Origin of the sequence: Nocardioides psychrotolerans, from assembly GCF_943371775.1 — a bacterium.
Classification (GTDB): Bacteria; Actinomycetota; Actinomycetes; order Propionibacteriales; family Nocardioidaceae; genus Nocardioides; species Nocardioides psychrotolerans_A.
Genome location: NZ_CALRWD010000025.1, coordinates 1 through 16,972 on the forward strand (window position 1 = coordinate 1; position 16,972 = coordinate 16,972).

Annotated in this window: 18 protein-coding genes; 9 read left to right on the plus strand and 9 right to left on the minus strand. The window is 71.0% G+C overall.

Going from position 1 to position 16,972, the window contains the following annotated elements; genetic code table 11:
* The 3 genes from AAG827_RS09320 to AAG827_RS09330 all read left to right on the plus strand — a co-directional run.
* Positions 1-269, plus strand: a 269-nt coding sequence (locus tag AAG827_RS09320) for an SDR family oxidoreductase (RefSeq protein ID WP_341925647.1), incomplete at its 5' end; no start/stop codon positions are given.
* 12 nt (positions 270-281) lie between these two features.
* Positions 282-884 (plus strand): TetR/AcrR family transcriptional regulator, encoded by a 603-nt coding sequence (locus AAG827_RS09325; protein ID WP_341925648.1) that lies wholly within the window; start codon positions 282-284, stop codon positions 882-884.
* A complete protein-coding gene (locus tag AAG827_RS09330; RefSeq protein WP_341925649.1) occupies positions 877-2,040 on the plus strand; it encodes an acetyl-CoA C-acetyltransferase in 1,164 nt (387 codons plus the stop codon). Before AAG827_RS09325 ends, AAG827_RS09330 begins: the two co-directional genes overlap by 8 nt.
* Positions 2,041-2,079: 39 nt before the next feature.
* Here the strand turns inward: AAG827_RS09330 and AAG827_RS09335 are convergent, their stop codons facing one another.
* The 3 genes from AAG827_RS09335 to AAG827_RS09345 form a co-directional block, all read right to left on the minus strand.
* Positions 2,080-3,414, minus strand: a complete 1,335-nt coding sequence (locus tag AAG827_RS09335) for a CehA/McbA family metallohydrolase (RefSeq protein WP_341925650.1) — start codon at positions 3,412-3,414, stop codon at positions 2,080-2,082.
* A gap of 63 nt (positions 3,415-3,477) precedes the next feature.
* Complete coding sequence (locus tag AAG827_RS09340; RefSeq protein ID WP_341925651.1) at positions 3,478-3,828, minus strand: hypothetical protein; 351 nt, start codon at positions 3,826-3,828, stop codon at positions 3,478-3,480.
* A gap of 44 nt (positions 3,829-3,872) precedes the next feature.
* Positions 3,873-4,811 carry a hypothetical protein gene (locus AAG827_RS09345; protein ID WP_341925652.1) on the minus strand — a complete coding sequence of 313 codons (939 nt, stop codon included), beginning with the start codon at positions 4,809-4,811 and terminating at the stop codon, positions 3,873-3,875.
* A gap of 93 nt (positions 4,812-4,904) precedes the next feature.
* On the opposite strand from AAG827_RS09345, the gene AAG827_RS09350 reads away from it, so the two are divergent.
* Complete coding sequence (locus AAG827_RS09350) at positions 4,905-5,561, plus strand: hypothetical protein (RefSeq protein WP_341925653.1); 657 nt, start codon at positions 4,905-4,907, stop codon at positions 5,559-5,561.
* Positions 5,562-5,657: 96 nt separating this feature from the next.
* Here AAG827_RS09350 and AAG827_RS09355 read toward each other — a convergent pair whose 3' ends face one another.
* From AAG827_RS09355 to AAG827_RS09370, 4 genes are read right to left on the minus strand one after another with little or no spacing between them, the layout of a single operon-like run.
* Complete coding sequence (locus AAG827_RS09355) at positions 5,658-6,725, minus strand: nitronate monooxygenase (protein WP_341925654.1); 1,068 nt, start codon at positions 6,723-6,725, stop codon at positions 5,658-5,660.
* Complete coding sequence (locus AAG827_RS09360; protein WP_341925655.1) at positions 6,722-7,510, minus strand: CoA-transferase; 789 nt, start codon at positions 7,508-7,510, stop codon at positions 6,722-6,724. The genes AAG827_RS09355 and AAG827_RS09360 overlap by 4 nt, the downstream gene beginning before the upstream one ends.
* Positions 7,507-8,400: a CoA-transferase gene (locus AAG827_RS09365; RefSeq protein WP_341925656.1), complete on the minus strand. Its 894-nt coding sequence runs from the start codon at positions 8,398-8,400 to the stop codon at positions 7,507-7,509. Before AAG827_RS09365 ends, AAG827_RS09360 begins: the two co-directional genes overlap by 4 nt.
* Positions 8,397-9,152 carry an enoyl-CoA hydratase family protein gene (locus AAG827_RS09370; RefSeq protein WP_341925657.1) on the minus strand — a complete coding sequence of 252 codons (756 nt, stop codon included), beginning with the start codon at positions 9,150-9,152 and terminating at the stop codon, positions 8,397-8,399. The genes AAG827_RS09365 and AAG827_RS09370 overlap by 4 nt, the downstream gene beginning before the upstream one ends.
* A 59-nt stretch (positions 9,153-9,211) precedes the next feature.
* On the opposite strand from AAG827_RS09370, the gene AAG827_RS09375 reads away from it, so the two are divergent.
* From AAG827_RS09375 to AAG827_RS09390, 4 genes are all read left to right on the plus strand, one after another.
* Complete coding sequence (locus tag AAG827_RS09375) at positions 9,212-9,973, plus strand: SDR family oxidoreductase (protein WP_341925658.1); 762 nt, start codon at positions 9,212-9,214, stop codon at positions 9,971-9,973.
* On the plus strand, positions 9,974-10,855 hold the full coding sequence (locus AAG827_RS09380; RefSeq protein WP_341925659.1) for an SDR family oxidoreductase: 882 nt from the start codon (positions 9,974-9,976) through the stop codon (positions 10,853-10,855).
* 85 nt (positions 10,856-10,940) lie between these two features.
* Complete coding sequence (locus AAG827_RS09385; protein ID WP_341925660.1) at positions 10,941-12,083, plus strand: phospholipase D-like domain-containing protein; 1,143 nt, start codon at positions 10,941-10,943, stop codon at positions 12,081-12,083.
* Positions 12,084-12,231: 148 nt separating this feature from the next.
* On the plus strand, positions 12,232-13,461 hold the full coding sequence (locus tag AAG827_RS09390; protein ID WP_341925661.1) for a hypothetical protein: 1,230 nt from the start codon (positions 12,232-12,234) through the stop codon (positions 13,459-13,461).
* Here AAG827_RS09390 and AAG827_RS09395 read toward each other — a convergent pair.
* Complete coding sequence (locus AAG827_RS09395) at positions 13,445-14,608, minus strand: steroid 3-ketoacyl-CoA thiolase (RefSeq protein ID WP_341925662.1); 1,164 nt, start codon at positions 14,606-14,608, stop codon at positions 13,445-13,447. The two genes, AAG827_RS09390 and AAG827_RS09395, sit on opposite strands and share 17 nt — an antisense overlap.
* A gap of 160 nt (positions 14,609-14,768) precedes the next feature.
* Between AAG827_RS09395 and AAG827_RS09400 the strand changes: the two genes are divergently transcribed.
* A complete protein-coding gene (locus AAG827_RS09400; RefSeq protein ID WP_341925663.1) occupies positions 14,769-16,010 on the plus strand; it encodes a cytochrome P450 in 1,242 nt (413 codons plus the stop codon).
* Positions 16,011-16,173: 163 nt separating this feature from the next.
* Here AAG827_RS09400 and map read toward each other — a convergent pair whose 3' ends face one another.
* A complete protein-coding gene (gene map / locus AAG827_RS09405; protein WP_341925664.1) occupies positions 16,174-16,941 on the minus strand; it encodes a type I methionyl aminopeptidase in 768 nt (255 codons plus the stop codon).
* Between the last annotated feature and the right edge of the window lie 31 nt (positions 16,942-16,972).

Here is a 16,972-nt window from a genome sequence, read left to right on the forward strand (position 1 = left end):
AGGCCGGCGTGATGGCGCTGACCCGTTGTGCCGCGCTCGACCTGGCGCCGCACGGCATCCGCGTCAACGCGGTCTCGCCGAGCCTCGCCATGCACCCCTTCCTCGCCAAGGTCACCTCCGACGAGCTGCTCCACGAGCTCAAGCAGCGCGAGGCCTTCGGCCGCGCCGCCGAGCCCTGGGAGGTCGCCAACGTGATGGTGATGCTGGCCAGCGACTACGCGTCGTACATGACCGGCGAGGTCGTCGCCGTCAGCTCGCAGCAGGCCTGAGAGGCTTCGGTCGTGGCAACGCGTGAGGACGAGGCAGGCGCCGGCAACCGGCGCGCGGAGCTGTTGCGCATCGCGGCCGGGCTCTTCGCCGAGAAGGGCTTCAAGAACACCACGGTGCGCGACATCGCCGACGCCTCCGGGATCCAGTCGGGCAGCCTCTACCACCACTTCGACTCCAAGGAGTCGATGGTCGACGAGATCCTCTCGACCTTCCAGGAGGAGCTCTTCGGCTCCTACGACGCGATCCTCACCAGCACCGACGACCCGCGCACCAAGCTGGAGCGCGCCGTCCAGGTCTCCTTCGAGGCGATCGACCGGCACCGCCACGAGGTCGCGATCTTCCAGAACGAGGCGGACTACCTCGGGGGCTTCGAGCGCTTCGCCTACCTCGCCGAGCGCAACGCCCAGTCCCGCCTGGTGTGGATCACCCTGCTCGACGACGGCGTCCGCTCCGGGGCGCTGCGTCCCGACCTCGACATCGAGCTCACCTACCGCTTCATCCGCGACACCGTGTGGGTGGCGGTGAAGTGGTACCGCCCCGGCGGCACGCTCACCCACGCCCACGTCGCCGACCAATACCTGCACATCCTCCTGGACGGGATCTCCCATGGCTGAGGCCTACATCATCGACGCGGTCCGCACCCCGGTCGGCAAGCGCGGAGGCGCGCTCGCCGCCATGCACTCCGCCGACCTCGCAGCCCACACGCTCGGTGCGCTCATGCGTCGCACGGGTGTCGACCCGGGGGCCGTCGACGACGTGATCCTCGGGTGCTGCGACACCATCGGCTCCCAGGCCGGCGACGTCGCCCGCACCGCCTGGTTGGTCGCCGGGCTGCCCGACCACGTGCCCGGCGTGACCATCGACCGTCAATGCGGCTCGTCCCAGCAGGCGGTGCACTTCGCCGCGCAGGGCGTCATGAGCGGCACCCAGGACCTCGTGGTCGCCGGTGGTGTGCAGAACATGAGCGCCATCCCGATCTCGGCCGCGATGCTCGTCGCCCAGCAGTACGGGTTCACCACGCCCTTCGCCGAGTCGCCGGGCTGGCAGGCGCGCTACGGCGACGTCGAGGTCTCGCAGTTCGCCTCCGCCGAGATGATCGCGGAGAAGTGGGACATCAGCCGCGAAGACATGGAGTCCTTCGCCCTGGCCTCCCACGAGCGCGCCCGGCTCGCGATCGCCGAGGGACGTTTCATCGGCGAGATCGAGCCGGTCGTGCTGCCCGACGGGTCGACCTTCGCCGTCGACCAGTGCCCGCGCGAGACGTCGTTGGAGAAGATGGCCGGCCTCCAGCCCCTGGCTCCGGGCGGACGCATCACCGCGGCCGTCGCCTCCCAGATCTGCGACGCCTCGAGCGCGATGCTCATCGCCTCCGAGGCTGCGGTCGCCGAGCACGGCCTCACCCCGCGGGCCCGCATCCACCACCTCACCGTGAAGGGCGACGACCCGATCTGGATGCTCACCGGCCCGATCCGGGCCACGGCGCACGCGTTGGAGAAGAGCGGCCTCTCGATCGACGACATCGACCTCTTCGAGTGCAACGAGGCCTTCGCCTCCGTCGTGCTCGCGTGGATGAAGGAGACCGGCGCCCCGCACGAGCGGGTCAACGTCAACGGCGGCGGCATCGCCCTGGGGCACCCCATCGGCGCCACCGGCACCCGGCTCATGACCACGATGCTGGGCGAGCTCGAGCGCACCGGTGGCCGCTACGCCCTGCAGACCATGTGCGAGGGCGGCGGCCAGGCCAACGTCACGATCATCGAGCGCCTGTAGGCCGCCGAGTCGGCGCACTGTTGCACGACCGGGCGGCGGTCAGGCAGTGGTCGGCTCCAGCCACCACGGGCTGGTGTAGGCGATCCCGAGGTCGTTACCGGGGTGCCCGGCGGGGCCCGGGGTGGCGTTGCGCTGGGTCGGGTCGGCCACGCGCAGCAGGAACCAGTCGCCGTCGGCCAGGTTGACCGGCACCTTGAGCTCGACGACCGGCCCGACGCGGAACGGTACGACGTCCACGACGGTCGGCACGTCGGTGCCGGGTCGCAGCACCTGGACGTCCAGGCGGCGACCGGTCCACGAGGCGTCACGCGCCAGGTCGAGCCGCACCCGCACGACGCCCTTGCGCATCGGCAGCACACCGCCCATGCGGACCGGGCGACCACCGCGGGGCTGGGCGGTCGCGTCGACCCGCAGTCCCGACGTACGGGTCGCGAAGAAGCGGCGGGCCCGCATCGCACGCTTGACCCCGCGGCGACTGTGCTCCTGGACCCACAGGCCGGTGCGGCCCTTGCCCTCGGGCTCGCCCCAGTCGGTGCCGTGCTCGTCGGTGACGCCGGCGATGCCGGTGCGCCAGCCGGCGTTGAGGCACGCGACCAGGGGCGAGGACCGGTCGTCGGCGAAGCCCTCGAAGAGGTAGTCGTCCCCCCGGTTGAACATCTCCAGCGACACGACCCGGTCGCGCACGCGCTTGTCGTAGGTGAACTCCTGGAAGCGCAGCGGCTCGCGGCCGGGGTGGTTGAAGCCGGCGAGCCCGCCGGCGCCACCGTCGAGCACGAGGCCGGGCTCGCGCCGCAGCCAGTCGAGCAGGGGCTGCATGACGCCGGCCTGCAGGACGTCGACGTAGTGCTCGGTGAACCAGACGTTCACGTGACCGATGAGGGGCTCGGACCACTCGAAGCCGCGGATCGCGGTGAAGCGGCCGTCGTCGTCGGCGCGGTCGGCGAAGCGCTTCGTGCGTGCCCAGTCCCCGGGAGTGATGCCGGCGACCTGCTTGTACTCCGGCGGCAGCAGGCCGGCGAGCACGTCACCGAGGACGTTGTCGGAGAGCGTGGCGTGGTCGGTGAGCGCCGCGACGTCGAGGCCGGCGTTGCGCATCGAGGCGAAGGCCAGGGCCGGGTCGCCGTCCCCGTCGGACAGCAGGGTGTGGTTGTGCAGGTCGGCGTGCACGAGCCGCGTGCCGGTGGAGATGCGCGAGCGGCGTGACGCGCCGACCGTCGGAGCCGTGGAGGCGGAGGCGATCGCTCCGGTGTGGGGGAGCAGGGTGCCGGCCATCAGCAGGCCGGCGCCCGCGGTCAGTGCGCGGCGACCCAGGGCGCCCGGGGGCAGGTCGGGCGTGGGGGACGCATGGGTGTGGCTGCTGCTGTCGTCGCACATGTCGGGTCCAACGAGACCGGCGGCGCGAGGCTAGGGACGGCCCGGTGAACGGCAGATGACGCGTCAGCGCAGGACGAGGTAGACCGACACCAGGCCGGGCAGCAGACCCAGCAGCAGCCACGGCGAGACGAGCGACTTCTTGTGGATCGCGAGGCCCGAGGCCACGGCGATCACGCCGAACGCACCAGCCAGCACGCTCAGCCCGATGCCCGCTGACACGGCGTCCTCGTCGACGTACTGCGCCGCGATCGCGAGGCCGGCCGAGAGGTGCACGATCGTCGTCACGACGAGGACCGACATGACCCAGGTCTGCACGCGCTGGAGGCGGGCGATGGCCCCGGGGTCCGGCGCCTTGCGGGGAGCGTCGGGGTCCATGAGGTGCCGGGCGCGACGGACGGGCGGCTCCTGGGTCATGCTTGAAACTACCGCGTCGTCGTGTCCGACCCCCCGGCGGTGGGTCAGAGGGTGGCGTGAAGGTTCCAATCGACCTTGCGGCGGATGGCGCCCCTGAGGTCGGAGCGCGCCCGGGCCGGGGAGCTGACGTCGGTCACGACGGTCCAGGTCGCGGTGCCGGCCGTCGGGTCGATGCCGATGACGACGCCACGGTCCTTGCCGTTGCAGTAGCTGCCGGAGAGCTCGGTGACGCCGGCGTAGCCGCGGGCGGACAGCGTCCGGAAGGAGCGGTCCTCGGGCCTCTCGTGAGGCACCGTGAGCAGCCGCAGGGCGCCGAGCTTCGTCGTGGTGTAGAGGATGTCCGCGCTGGGCTGCGACTTCAGTGACGCGGGGGTGATGGCCACGGTGTTCTTCAGGTTGGTGGCCACTGTCACCGGGTAGCGGTAGGACAGCCGCCCGGTGCGCAGACGCACCAGGGTCCAGCGCTGGAGCACCCCGACGTGGTTGATCGTGTAGCCGAAGTAGCTGTAGGCGTCGGTGAACAGGCGGGGGCGGTAGTTCTTCTGGCCGAAGGTCGTGGCCGAGAACCGCAGCGTCCGGGAGTCGTCGCGTTCGACGACGCTCAGCTCGCGCGGCACGCCGTCGGCGGTGGTGGTGGTCATCCGGGTCGTCGAGCCCGTGGAGGTGTAGTCGGTCCCGAGGTAGCCGAGGTTGGTGGGCCGGAAGCCCAGCGGCCTGCTGGACCGGCGCTCGATGACGAGGTCGTTGCGCACGGTGTAGTAGACCAACCGGTTCTCGGAGTCGACACCGGTGACGGAGGTCTTGCAGACCAGTTCGGCGCGCGCCTCGACCGACGCCGAAGGAGCCGGGGACGCCACGCGGGCCTGCGCGGGGGCCCCGAGCAGCCCGGCGCCGATGGCGGCGCTGACGGTGGCGCCGATGGTGGCGCCGATGGTGGCGGCCAGCGACAGGCCGAACATGGAGGGGAGGCGGGGGCGACGCACGGTGGTGGCTCCTCGAGAGTGTGCAGCGGGACGGGAGACATTAACCGCCGGAGCGTCCGCGTCACGAAACCGGACGACCGATAGGTTGGGTGCATGATCGCGCTGCCGAGCCACGGGTTCGTGGTGCTGTCGATGCCCAAGTGCGCGTCGACCTCCATCGTCAACGCCCTCAGCGGCAAGGCGGACGTCGTGCTGCGGGGCCACCCCCGGCTCAAGCACATGAACTGTCGCCAGTTCCACACCCGCATGGTGCCGATCCTGCGCAACGCCGGCTATCGCCGCAGCGACTACGAGGTCGTCTCGCTCTTCCGTGAGCCGGTCGAGTGGCTCGAGTCGTGGTGGCGCTACCGCTCGCGTCCGGCCGTGGTGACGGAGAACCCCGACAAGTACACCGGCGACATGACTTTTGAGCACTTCGCCGAGCGCTACGTCGCCGGCGACCAGGCGATCACCGGCAAGGTGGGCAGGCCCGCGCGCTTCGTGGCGATGAGCAACGACCTCGACCTCGGCGTCGACCGGATCTTCGCGCTCGACCGCCCCGACGCCTGGCAGGGCTGGATCACCGCCAAGATGGACGGCAAGGTCGAGATCGGCACCGCCAACGTCTCCACCGAGCGCCGCGAGCCCGAGCTCACGGCCGCCACCCGCGCCGCGCTGGTGGACTTCTTCGCCCCGGAGTACGACATCTGGGCGCGGCTGCGCGACACCGGCTCCTGGGCGCCCGAGAAGGGCTACGTGCCCGGGTCCTGAACGGCGGCGGGTCTTCGGCCGGGAAAGTGCGGGACGTTTTCGGCCTTCCAGGCACACCAGGAGGTCGAAAACGTCCCGCACTATCCGGGCCAGGACTCAGACGACGTACGACGACCCGCGGCGCAGCTCCTCGACGGCGCGCAGGACGATCCGGTCGATGAGCTCCTCGCACGTGGGCAGGTCGTCGATGACGCCGACGACCTGGCCGGAGGCGAGGACCCCGGCGCCGGTGTCACCCTCGACCAGCCCGGCCTTGAGCATCACCGGCGTGTTGGCGGCGAGCGTCATCTGGGCCAGCGTGCGGCCCTGGGTCTTCTTCATCGCACGGCCGTCCTTGGCCAGCTCGAGCCACGACATGCCGCTGGTCTGCTTGAACTCCAGGGTGCGGCGCACCGTGGGGCCAAGGCGCTTGACGGCGCTGGTCTCCTCGAGCTCGCTGACCAGGTCGGTGTGCAGCATCCGGTGCGGCATCCCGTCGACCTTGGCGGTCACGACGGTGCCGTTGAGGTCGTAGCCGAGGTAGAGGTCCTTGACCGCCTGGGGGACCGCGCTGTCCTGGGTGAGCAGGAAGCGGGTGCCCATGCCGACGCCGGCCGCGCCGTAGGACAGCGCCGCCGCGAGGCCGCGGCCGTCGAAGAAGCCGCCGGCGGCCACGACGGGGATGTCCACGGCGTCGAGCACGGTCGGGAGCAGGAGCGTGGTCGGGACCGAGCCCGTGTGGCCACCCCCCTCGCCGCCCTGGATCATCACCGCGTCGGCGCCCCACGCCGCGACCTTCTCGGCGTGGCGGGCCGCTCCGACCGAGGGCATCACGACGAGGCCGTGGTCCTTGAGCTTGGCGATCAGGTCCTGCTTGGGGGCCAGCGCGAAGGACGCGACGCGCACGCCGTGCTTGATCAGGAGGTCGCAGCGGTCACCGGCGTCGCCGGCGTCGGCGCGCAGGTTGACCCCGAAGGGCTGGTCGGTGCGCGCCTTCACCTCGAGGATCGCCTTCTCGAGCTCCTCGTAGGTCATGGTCGCCGAGGCCAGGATGCCCAGCCCGCCCGCGTTGGCCGTGCCGCTGACCAGGCGCGGGCCGGAGACCCAGCCCATGCCGGTCTGCACCACGGGGTGGCGGACGCCGACCAGCTCGGTCAGGGGCGTCCTCAGCAGCTGCTCGATCACGAAGCCTCCTCGGGCTTGGGCTCGGGGACCTCGCGGTGACGCAGCGACTTCGGGTCCAGCACCTCGCGGATGATGATCAGCTCCTCGCTGGTCGGCACACGGGTCTCGGGGACTTCACCGTCCACCGTGAGCTCGAAACCGGTCGCCGCGCGCACCTCGTCGATGCTGACGCCGGGGTGCACGCTGAGCAGGCGCACGGTGTCGGCGTCGCCCTTGACGTCGAAGACGCCGAGGTTGCTGACGATCCGGTGGATGTCGTTGAAGCGGGCGGCGCCCGGGCCGGCTGCCTTGGCGCGGGCCGGTCCGACCCCCGAGACGATGTCGACGCTCTCGACGAAGACGCGGGGGGAGTGCTTGGGCACCCAGTAGGACGTGCGGTTGTTGACCGTGTTGCCCGGGGCGCCGCGCGAGCCGAGCAGCTGGCGCTGGGGCCTCGCGAAGTCGCCGATCGCCGAGATGTTCTGGTTGCCGTGGCGGTCGACCTGGGTGGCGCCCATCATCACGTGGCGCTTGCCGTAGGCCACCACGTCGAAGACCTTGCGGAAGGGGATCCAGCCCTCGACGACGTCACCCTTGGCGAAGAGCGGCGGGACGCCGGCGAGGAAGAGCGACTCACCGTCCGAGATCACCAGGTCGGGGTTGCTGGTGAGCTTGGCCAGGCGTACGCCGAGCATCGGCAGCATGCCCATCGGGCTGGCGAAGATCTCGCCGTCGTCCTTGAACGCGTCGGCGATCGCCGCCGCGCAGACGTCGGCGCGGGTCGCCCCTTCGGATGTCGAGGTCATGCCTGCTCCTCCTGGAACTGCTGGACCGCTGCCTGGTAGGCCGCCTCGTCGCCGGACAGGAAGCGCTGCTCGAAGGCCGCCCAGTCCTCGTCGGAGCCGCCGGCCGCGGCGGCATAGGCCTTCTGGAACTTCTCGTCCCGCTCGTAGTCGGGGGTGCAGGTCGTGAAGTGCGCGCCCTTCGGCGTCTCCACCACGCCGGTCACCATCATCCGGCTGAGCAGCAGCCGCTGGACCGGGGTGTCGACGGTCAGACCCGCGGTGTCCACGACCTGCTCGACGCTGACGTAGGCCCGGTCGGCCGCCATGCAGAAGAGGTCGTCGAAGTAGGGGTCGGGACCGAGGTACGTCGCGTTGCCGTGCTTGTCGGCCCGGTTGAGGTGGACCAGCGCCACGTCGAGACGGAGAGCGGGGACGGCGACGAGCTCCTCGCGCTGGCCGTCGGGATCGTCGTACGGACTGGTGACGGTCCGGACCCACGGGTTGTTGACGAGCACGTCGGAGCCGAGGCCCGCCCGCATCGGCAGGAAGGGCAGACGTTGCGCGGCTGCGCGCAGCCCGGTCTGGAACATGCCCTCGTCGAGCTCGACGACCTCGGGGATGGTGCCGGCCTGGCGGGCGCGCTGGAAGTTGGGCTCCAGCGGCACCGAGTCGAGCGAGACGAACGCGTAGACCAGCTTGCGCACCTTGCCGGCGCGCACGAGCAGGCCGACGTCGGCACCGCCCCAGCTGACGATCGTGAGGTCCGTCAGGTCCGAGCGGAGGATCGCGCGGACCAGCGCCATCGGCTTGCGCCGCGGGCCCCAGCCACCGATGCCGATGGTCATGCCGTCGCGGAGCTCGCCGACGACCTCGTCGATGCTCATCCGCTTGTCGCGGGGTCCCTTGCTCACTTCTTGGCCTTCTCTGTCCCGGCGAAGTCGTCGCGCAGCTCGTCGCTGACGCCCATGAGGTTGAGCTCCATCGTGAAGCCCTGCTCGAAGCGGTAGCTCTTGTTGACGTCGATCGGGTCGATCCCGTTGAGGCACTCCTTGGCGGCTCGGATGACCCGGGTGTCCTGGGCCGCGATGTCGGCGGCGACACGGAGCGCGGCGTCGTCGAGGTCGGCGCGGGGGACCACCTCCAGGACCGAGCCGTGCTGCACGAGGTCGGCGGCCTTGATGGTGCGGGAGGTGAAGTAGAGGGTGCGCATCAGGTGCTGCGGCACGAGCCGGGCCATGTGGGTCGCGGCGCCCAGGGCGCCCTGCTTGACCTCGGGCACGCCGAAGAACGCGTCGTCACTGGCCACGACGCAGTCGGCGTTGCCGACCAGGCCGACCCCACCGCCGAGGCAGAAGCCGTTGACCGCCGCGATGACGGGGACCGAGCACTCGTAGACCGCCTTGAACGCGGCGAAGCAGCCTTTGTTGGCTCCTAGGAGCGCGTCGAAGCCGGTCGTGCGCTGCATCTCCTTGATGTCGACGCCGGCGTTGAAGCCGCGACCCTCGGCACGCAGGACGACCACGTGCGTGGCCATGTCCGCGCTCGCCTCGTCCAGGGCGGCGGCGACGTCGAACCAGCCCTGCACGGTGAGCGCGTTGACCGGGGGATGGCTCATCGTGACGACGCGGATGCCGTCGTCGCGGAGCTCGGAGGTGATGGCCATCGTGCCTCTTCCGTGGGTCGTCGCTAACAAACCTAACGCTTGCTTGGTAGCCTAACAGCATGGCGCTCTCGATGGACCTCTCCGCACGGGTCGTGCTCGTGACCGGTGGCACGCAGGGGATCGGGCTCGGCATCACCCGCGCCTTCCTCGACGCCGGCGCGACCGTCGTGACGTGCAGCCGCTCCGACGTCGCTCCGGTGCCGGGCTCGACGCACCGCGTCTGCGACGTCCGCGACGCGGCTGCCGTGGACGCCCTGGTGGCCGGCGTGGTCGCCGACCACCGACGCCTCGACGTGCTGGTCAACAACGCCGGCGGGGCGCCGTACGCCTTGGCGGCTGACGCCTCCTCCCGCTTCCACGACAAGGTCGTGGGCCTCAACCTGCTCGGCCCGCTCGCCTGCGCGCAGGCAGCCAACGCGGTGATGCAGCAGCAGGAGACCGGCGGCGCGATCGTCAACATCTCCTCCATCTCGGCGACCCGGCCCTCGCCGGGGACGGCGGCGTACGGCGCAGCCAAGGCCGGCGTCGACTCGTTGACGACCTCGCTGGCGATCGAGTGGGCACCTCGGGTGCGGATGAACTCGATCGACGTGGGCCTGTGCCGCACGGAGAACACCGACGACCACTACGGCGGGGACGCCGGGGTGGCCGCGATCGAGGCCACGATCCCGCTGGGTCGCATGGCGCGGCCCGAGGAGGTCGGCCACGTTGCGGTCTTCCTGGCCAGCGACCTCGCCTCCTACGTCTCCGGCGCGCGTGTCGCCTGCCACGGTGGCGGCGAGCCGCCCGTCTTCCTGTCCGCAGCAACCAAGGAGTCCTGAGTGAGCACACTTCTCGAAGGTCGCGTCGCGATCGTCACCGGCGCCGGACGGGGGATCGGTCGCGCCCACGCGCTCGAGCTGGCCCGGCACGGCGCGGCCGTGGTCGTCAACGACTACGGCGTCTCGCTCGCCGGCGAGGGCACCGGGGACTCACCCGCCGACGAGGTGGTCGCCGAGATCGAGGCGATGGGCGGCCGGGCGGTCGCCAACGGCGCCGACGTGGCCGACTTCGAGCAGGCCGCTGCCATGGTGCAGCAGGCGATCGCGACCTTCGGCGGTCTCGACGTGCTGGTCAACAACGCCGGCTTCGTGCGCGACCGGATGCTCGTCAACACCTCCGAGGAGGAGTGGGACGCGGTGATCCGGGTGCACCTCAAGGGTCACTTCGCCCCGCTGCGCCACGCGGGCGCCTACTGGCGGGCCGAGGCCAAGGAGGGGCGCCAGCGCGCCGCCCGGGTCATCAACACCTCGTCCGGCGCTGGGCTCCAGGGCTCGGTCGGCCAGGCGACCTACTCCGCAGCCAAGGCCGGGATCGCCGGCCTCACGCTGGTCGCGGCCCAGGAGATGGGGCGCTACGGCGTGACGGTCAACGCCATCGCACCGGTCGCGCGCACCCGGATGACCGAGGGTGCCTTCGACACCTCCGCCATGGCGCTGCCCGAGGACAACTCGCCCATCGTCGCCTGGCTCGCCTCGGTCGAGGCCGGTGACGTCACCGGCCGGGTGATCGAGATCGATGGCGGCAAGGTCACCGTCGAGAACGGGTGGGCCCACGGTCCCTGCCACGACCTCGGCGCGCGCTGGGAGGCGGCCGCCGTCGGTCCTGCCCTGCGTGACCTGCTCGCCGCTGCTCCGGTGCCGGAGGCGGTCTACGGGGCGTGAGCCGGCGGGTGGCCGTCGAGATGGATGAAGGCGTTCTCAGACCGGCCTCATCCACGCCTTAGGCGCGGTTCCTAGCGTCGCGTCCGTGATCACTCGGGCCCTCGGCGCAGCCTTCCTCGTCCTGCTCGGTCTCCTGGCCGCGGTGCCGCCGCCGCACGTCGTCGCCGCCCCGTCCCGTACGACGGCACTCACCGCCGCAGCGCCGGCTGCGGCGCCGTACGTCCCGACGACGCGTGCGGTCTTCAGCAAGCCCGGACAGCGCCGGATCAGCGCCCTGGTCACGACCAACCTGAGGCACGCCCAGCCGCGCTCGACCGTGCGCGTGGTGATGTGGAAGCTCAGCAGCTGGGCCCTGGCCCGCGAGCTGGTCGCGGCGTCGCGTCGGGGGGTCCGCGTCCAGGTGCTCGTCGGCGGGATCTCCTGTCGTGAGCCGGCCTACCGCCTGCTGCGCCGTGACCTGGCGCGTGCGTCGCGGTCGACAGCCGACTGCAGCTATCGCAGCGCCCGCGGCGGACGCACCTTCGCCGGCCAGGAGACGGGCCTGCACCAGAAGTCGTGGACGTTCACGCGCACCGGCACCGGTCGCTGGGTCGTGGTCGTGACCTCGGCCAACGCGACCCCGATGGCGGACGCCTTCCAGTACAACGACGCCTACCAGGTCGTCGGCAACCGCGCGCTGCACGAGCGCTTCCGCGAGGTGTTCGACCAGCAGCGACGCGACCGACCGCTCACCCGTCCGTTCCGCACGCACCGGGCGGGGGACACGACGGTGGCCTTCTCCCCGTGGAACTCGGCGAGCATGAGTGATCCCGTCGTCTCCCGGATCCGCGCGATCCCGCCCCGCGGCGCGGTCATCCGCATCGCGAAGTCCAACTGGCAGGACGCGCGTGGGGTCGCGATCGCACGAGCGCTGGTGCGCAAGCTCGAGGCCGGTGCACGGGTCCGCGTGCTGACCAGTCGCCCCTTCGCTCGGTCGGTCCGCACCCTCCTGGTCGGCGCGGGCGCACGTCTCGAGACGGCGTACTTCTCATCGCGGCGCTACCACCACCTCAAGTTCATGACGGCGGAGCACGACGGGCCCAGCGGTCGGCAGACCCGTGTCTGGACGGGCTCGGAGAACTGGTGGGGCCCGTCGCGGGGTCACGACGAGCTGGTCCTCGGGCTGACGGCGCCCTCGGCGCACCGGGCCTACGTGCGGTTCTTCGACGACGTCTGGGACGACCGTTGAGGCGGGACGTCCGCGACGCCGAGCTCGCTGTCGTCCCCCTGTCGCCGGGGCGTCGGTCCCAGGACCACTGACGGACAGGTCGGCTCCTTAGCGTCGAGGAACGACAGGGTCGCGCGAGCGGCCGGTGCCTCGTCGTCCCAGGAGATCCATGTCGTCGCGTCCCGGTTGGCGCTTCCTCCTCGCGACCGCCTCCTGTGCGGTCGTCCTCATCGCCAGCGCGGTCGTCCCCGCGCCCGCGGCCGCCCCGGCCTCAGCACCAACCGCAGCACCGACCGGATCACCGACCGGATCACCGGTCGCGGGCGTGCGGGCCGGCTCCCCAGCCACCGCACCCGTGAGCCGCTCGACCATGCGGATGCGTGCCGTGCTCGACCGTCCCGGAGAGCAACGGGTCCTCTCGCTGCTGACCTCCCACCTGCGCACGTCGCCGCCGGGCGCGGTGGTGCGCGGGGTCGTCTGGACCTACAGCAGCGACGTCATGACCACGGCCCTGCTCGACGCCGCCCACCGGGGAGTGCGCGTGCGGGTCCTCGTCGGCGGCATCTCCTGCGCGGAGCCGGCCTTCCTCGACCTCGTGGCGGGACTGCCGGCCGCCTCCTGGGCGCGCTGCGTGCGCGGCTCGGCGCGTGGCGGTGACTCCTTCGACGGTGCGGAGGCCAACCTGCACCAGAAGTCGTGGACCTTCTCCCGCGTCGGCACCGAGCGCTGGATCAGCGTCGTGACCACGGCCAACGCGACCGACGTCGCCGAGACCGACCAGTACAACGACGCCGTCGAGCTCGTCGGCCACCACCGGCTCTACCAGGCGCTGGGTCGGGTGTTCGAGCAGCAGGCCCGGGACCGACCCGTCCGACGTCCCTACCGTCACGTCGAGCTCGGAGGCGGGGTCGCGGCGACCTTCCTGCCATGGACCTCGCCGACGCAACGGGACCCGGTCGTCGATCGGATCCGCTCGCTGCCCGGACCGGGCACCGTGATCCGGGTGGCGCAGTCCAACTGGCAGGACCCGCGCGGCGTCCGCATCGCCCATGCCCTGGTCGATCGGCGTCGCGCGGGGGCGGACGTCGCGGCCGTCGTCAGCTCGCCCTTCGGCCCGCGGGTGAGCGCGGTGCTGCGGGAGGGCGGCGTACGCGTCGAGAGCGCGTGGTTCGGACCACGGCGCTACAGCCACCTGAAGTTCCTGGCGGCGTCGTACGACGGGGCGCGCGGCCGTGTCGAGCGGGTCTGGACCGGCTCGGAGAACTGGTGGTCGCCCTCGCGTGGGCACGACGAGCTCGTGCTGCGCGTCGACGGCCGGTCGGCCTTCGTGACCTACGCCGGCTTCTTCGGCCGGCTGTGGCGGGAGGCGCGGACGGCCCGCCTCAGATCCGCTCGATGACCGTGCCGGTGGCCATGGCGCCGCCGGCGCACATCGAGATCAGCGCCGTGGACTGGTCGCGGCGCTCGAGCTCGTGCAGGGCGGTGGTGATCAGCCGGGTGCCGGTCGAGCCGACCGGGTGGCCGATCGCGATGGCCCCGCCGTTGACGTTGACCTTGTCGAGGTCGACGTGGTGCTGGCCGGCCCACGAGAGCACGACGGAGGCGAAGGCCTCGTTGACCTCGAAGAGGTCGAAGTCGGAGATGGCCATGCCGGTGCGGTCGAGTATCCGCTGGGTCGCGGCGATCGGGCCGTCGAGGTGGAAGTAGGGGTCGGAGCCGACCAGGCAGTGGTTGACGATCCGGGCGCGCGGGGTCAGGCCGAGGGAGCGGGCCTTGTCCTCGTCCATGATCAGCACGGCGGAGGCGCCGTCGGAGATCTGCGAGGACGTCCCGGCGGTGTGCAGTCCGTCGGGCAGCACCGACCTGAGCGACGCGAGCCCCTCGAGGGTGGTGTCGCGCAGCCCTTGGTCGGTGTCGACGAGCCTGGTCTCCCCGGTCGCGACCCCCTCCGCGTCGAGCACGGGAGCCTCGATCGCAGCGATCTCGCGCTTGAAGCGCCCCTCGTCGACGGCGACCCGGGCCTTCTGCTGCGAGGCCAGGCCGAAGGCCTCGAGGTCGGCGCGGGTCAGGCCGCGGTTGCGGGCGATGCGGTCTGCCGCCTCGAACTGGTTGGGCATGTCGATCGACCAGTCGTCCGGTCGCGGGTCGCCCATGCCCGGCGGCACGTTGGCCCCCAGGGGGATGCGCGACATCGACTCGATGCCGCAGGCGATGCCGACGTCGATGGTGCCGGCGGCGATCATGTCGTGGACCAGGTGGGCCGACTGCTGGCCCGAGCCGCACTGCGCGTCCACCGCGGTCGCCCCGGTGTGCTGGGGGAGTCCCGCGTGGAGCCACGCGCGCCGGATCATGTCGTTGGACTGCTCGCCGGCCTGGGTGACGCAGCCGCCGACGACCTGCTCGACCAGCATCGGGTCGACCCCGGCGCGCTCGAGGACCTGGCGCTGGGCGAAGCCGAGCAGCGTGGCGGGATGGATGCCGGCCAGCCAGCCCTTGCGCTTGCCCAGGGGAGTGCGGACGGCGTCGACGATCACAGGGGTGCCCATGGGAGCAAACTAGAACACGTTCTCGTTTCGGCGGCAAGGCGGGTCGTGATCGTCGTCTCAAATTGGGCGACGAATCGTCCACGAAAGCCTTTCCGGATATACCGAGAGTATGTAGTCTCGGTCGGGTAGAACGTGTTCCAGAACCGAGAGGGCAACTGCTGTGACTACGACCGACGTCATCCCCGAGGGGTTCGACTTCACCGACCCAGACGTGATCCACCACGCGTTGCCGCACGACGAGTTCAGAGCGGCTCGCCGCAGTGCACCGATCCTGTGGATCGAGCAGGACGAGGCGATGACCAGCGGGTTCGCCGAGGCGGCCGGCACCGGCTACTACGCAGTGACGCGCCACGCGGACGTCTCCGCGATCTCCAAGGACTCCAAGAACTGGTCGACCGCCGAGAACGGCGCGATCGTCCGCTTCCCCACCGCCATGGATCGCGAGCAGATCGAGCTGCAGCGGGTGATCCTGATCAACCAGGACCCGCCCGAGCACACGGCCACGCGCGCGATCATCTCGCGGGGGTTCACGCCGCGTTCCATCAACGAGCTCGAGGAGACGATGATCTCTCGCGGCGAGAGCATCGTGAAGGCGGCCGTCGAGCGCGGCACCGGCAACTTCGTGGAGGACATCGCCGCCGAGCTCCCGCTCCAGGCGATCGCCGACCTGATCGGCGTACCCCAGGAGGACCGGCACAAGCTCTTCGACTGGTCCAACCAGATGCTGGCTGGCGAGGACCCGGACTACGCCGGGAACAACGAGATCGCGGCCGCCGAGATCCTGGGCTACGCGATGATGCTCGCGGCCGATCGGCAGGCCAACCCGCGAGACGACCTGATCACCAAGCTGGTGAACGCTCACAAGGGTGAGCGTGGACTCACCGATGACGAGTTCGGCTACTTCGTCATCCTGCTCGCGGTCGCAGGCAACGAGACCACCCGCAACGCCATCTCGCACGGCATGAACGCGTTCCTCGACAATCCCGACCAGTGGGAGCTCTGGAAGCGTGAGCGCCCGGCGACCATGGTCGACGAGATCGTCCGCTGGGCGAGCCCGGTGACGGTGTTCCAGCGGACCGCCCTCAACGACGTCGAGGTCAACGGCGTGACGATCGAGAAGGGCCGGCGCGCCGCGCTCTTCTACGCCTCCGCCAACTTCGACGAGACCGTCTTCGAGGACCCGTTCACCTTCGACATCACCCGCGAGCACAACCCCCAGGTCGGGTTCGGAGGTCACGGCGCGCACTACTGTCTCGGCGCCAACCTGGCCCGTCAGGAGATCTGGGTGATCTTCAACGCGCTCGCCGACCATGCGCCCGACATGACCAAGCTCGCGGAGCCGGCGCGCCTGCGCCACTCGTGGATCAACGGCATCAAGGACCTGCAGGTCAAGTACGCCTGATCGACCCTTCTCGTTCGACGACGCCCCGGCCATCGCGGCCGGGGCGTCGTTGTTGTCCGGGGTGGTCGGGACCTGCGGATTGGTCACCAACCGCAAGAAATCGGCCCCGGGACCTGCGGTTGGTGACCAAACCGCACGCCTCGGGGCCGAACCGCCGGCCGGGTCAGTCGCGCGCGGTGAGGACCAGAGGCCCGTCGGCGGTGATGGCGACGGTGTGCTCCATGTGGGCGCCGCGGGAGCCGTCGTTGCTCTTGATCGTCCAGCCGTCGGGGTCGATGTGGATCTCGTCGGTGGTGTGGAGGAACCACGGCTCGATGGCGATGACCAGGCCGGGCTTGAGCTTGAGGCCACGACCGGCGCGGCCGTCGTTGGAGATGTGGGGGTCGCCGTGCATGGTCCGGCCGACGCCGTGGCCGCCGAACTGCAGGTTGACCTTGAGGCCGGCGGCGCGCGCCACGTCACCGATGGCGGCGGAGATGTCGCCCAGGCGGCCGCCGGGCTGGGCGGCGGCGATGCCGGCCGCGAGGGCCCGGTCGGTGGTCTCGATCAGGTCGAGGTCCTCTTGGCGGGCCGTGCCGACGACCTTGGAGTAGGCCGAGTCGGCGACCCATCCGTCGACGCTGCACGCGAAGTCGACGGACAGCAGGTCGCCGTCGGCGAGGACGTAGTCGTGGGGGAGTCCGTGCAGGACCGCGTCGTTGACCGACGTGCAGAGCACCTTGCCGAAGGGCATCGCGCCGAAGGAGGGGTGGTAGTCGATGTAGCACGACTCGGCGCCGCGCTCGCGGATCATCTGGTGGGCGAGCGCGTCGAGCTCGAGCAGGTTGACACCGACGTCGGCCTTCTCGGCGAGCGCGGTGATCACCGAGGCGACGAAGCTCCCGGCGGGACGCATCTGCTCGATCTGGGTGGGGGTACGGAACTCGATCACGCACCGAGCCTACGGACCTGCCTAGGATCGC

Excerpts from the sequence above, each read along its gene's own strand:
- AAG827_RS09350 (WP_341925653.1), top strand. The coding sequence starts at position 4,905 with ATGATCGCGCTGCCGAGCCACGGGTTCGTGGTGCTGTCGATGCCCAAG.
- AAG827_RS09360 (WP_341925655.1), bottom strand. The coding sequence starts at position 7,510 with ATGACCTCGACATCCGAAGGGGCGACCCGCGCCGACGTCTGCGCGGCG.
- AAG827_RS09375 (WP_341925658.1), top strand. The coding sequence starts at position 9,212 with ATGGCGCTCTCGATGGACCTCTCCGCACGGGTCGTGCTCGTGACCGGT.
- AAG827_RS09335 (WP_341925650.1), bottom strand. The coding sequence starts at position 3,414 with ATGTGCGACGACAGCAGCAGCCACACCCATGCGTCCCCCACGCCCGAC.
- AAG827_RS09330 (WP_341925649.1), top strand. The coding sequence starts at position 877 with ATGGCTGAGGCCTACATCATCGACGCGGTCCGCACCCCGGTCGGCAAG.
- AAG827_RS09340 (WP_341925651.1), bottom strand. The coding sequence starts at position 3,828 with ATGACCCAGGAGCCGCCCGTCCGTCGCGCCCGGCACCTCATGGACCCC.
- AAG827_RS09370 (WP_341925657.1), bottom strand. The coding sequence starts at position 9,152 with ATGGCCATCACCTCCGAGCTCCGCGACGACGGCATCCGCGTCGTCACG.
- AAG827_RS09395 (WP_341925662.1), bottom strand. The coding sequence starts at position 14,608 with ATGGGCACCCCTGTGATCGTCGACGCCGTCCGCACTCCCCTGGGCAAG.
- AAG827_RS09390 (WP_341925661.1), top strand. The coding sequence starts at position 12,232 with ATGTCGTCGCGTCCCGGTTGGCGCTTCCTCCTCGCGACCGCCTCCTGT.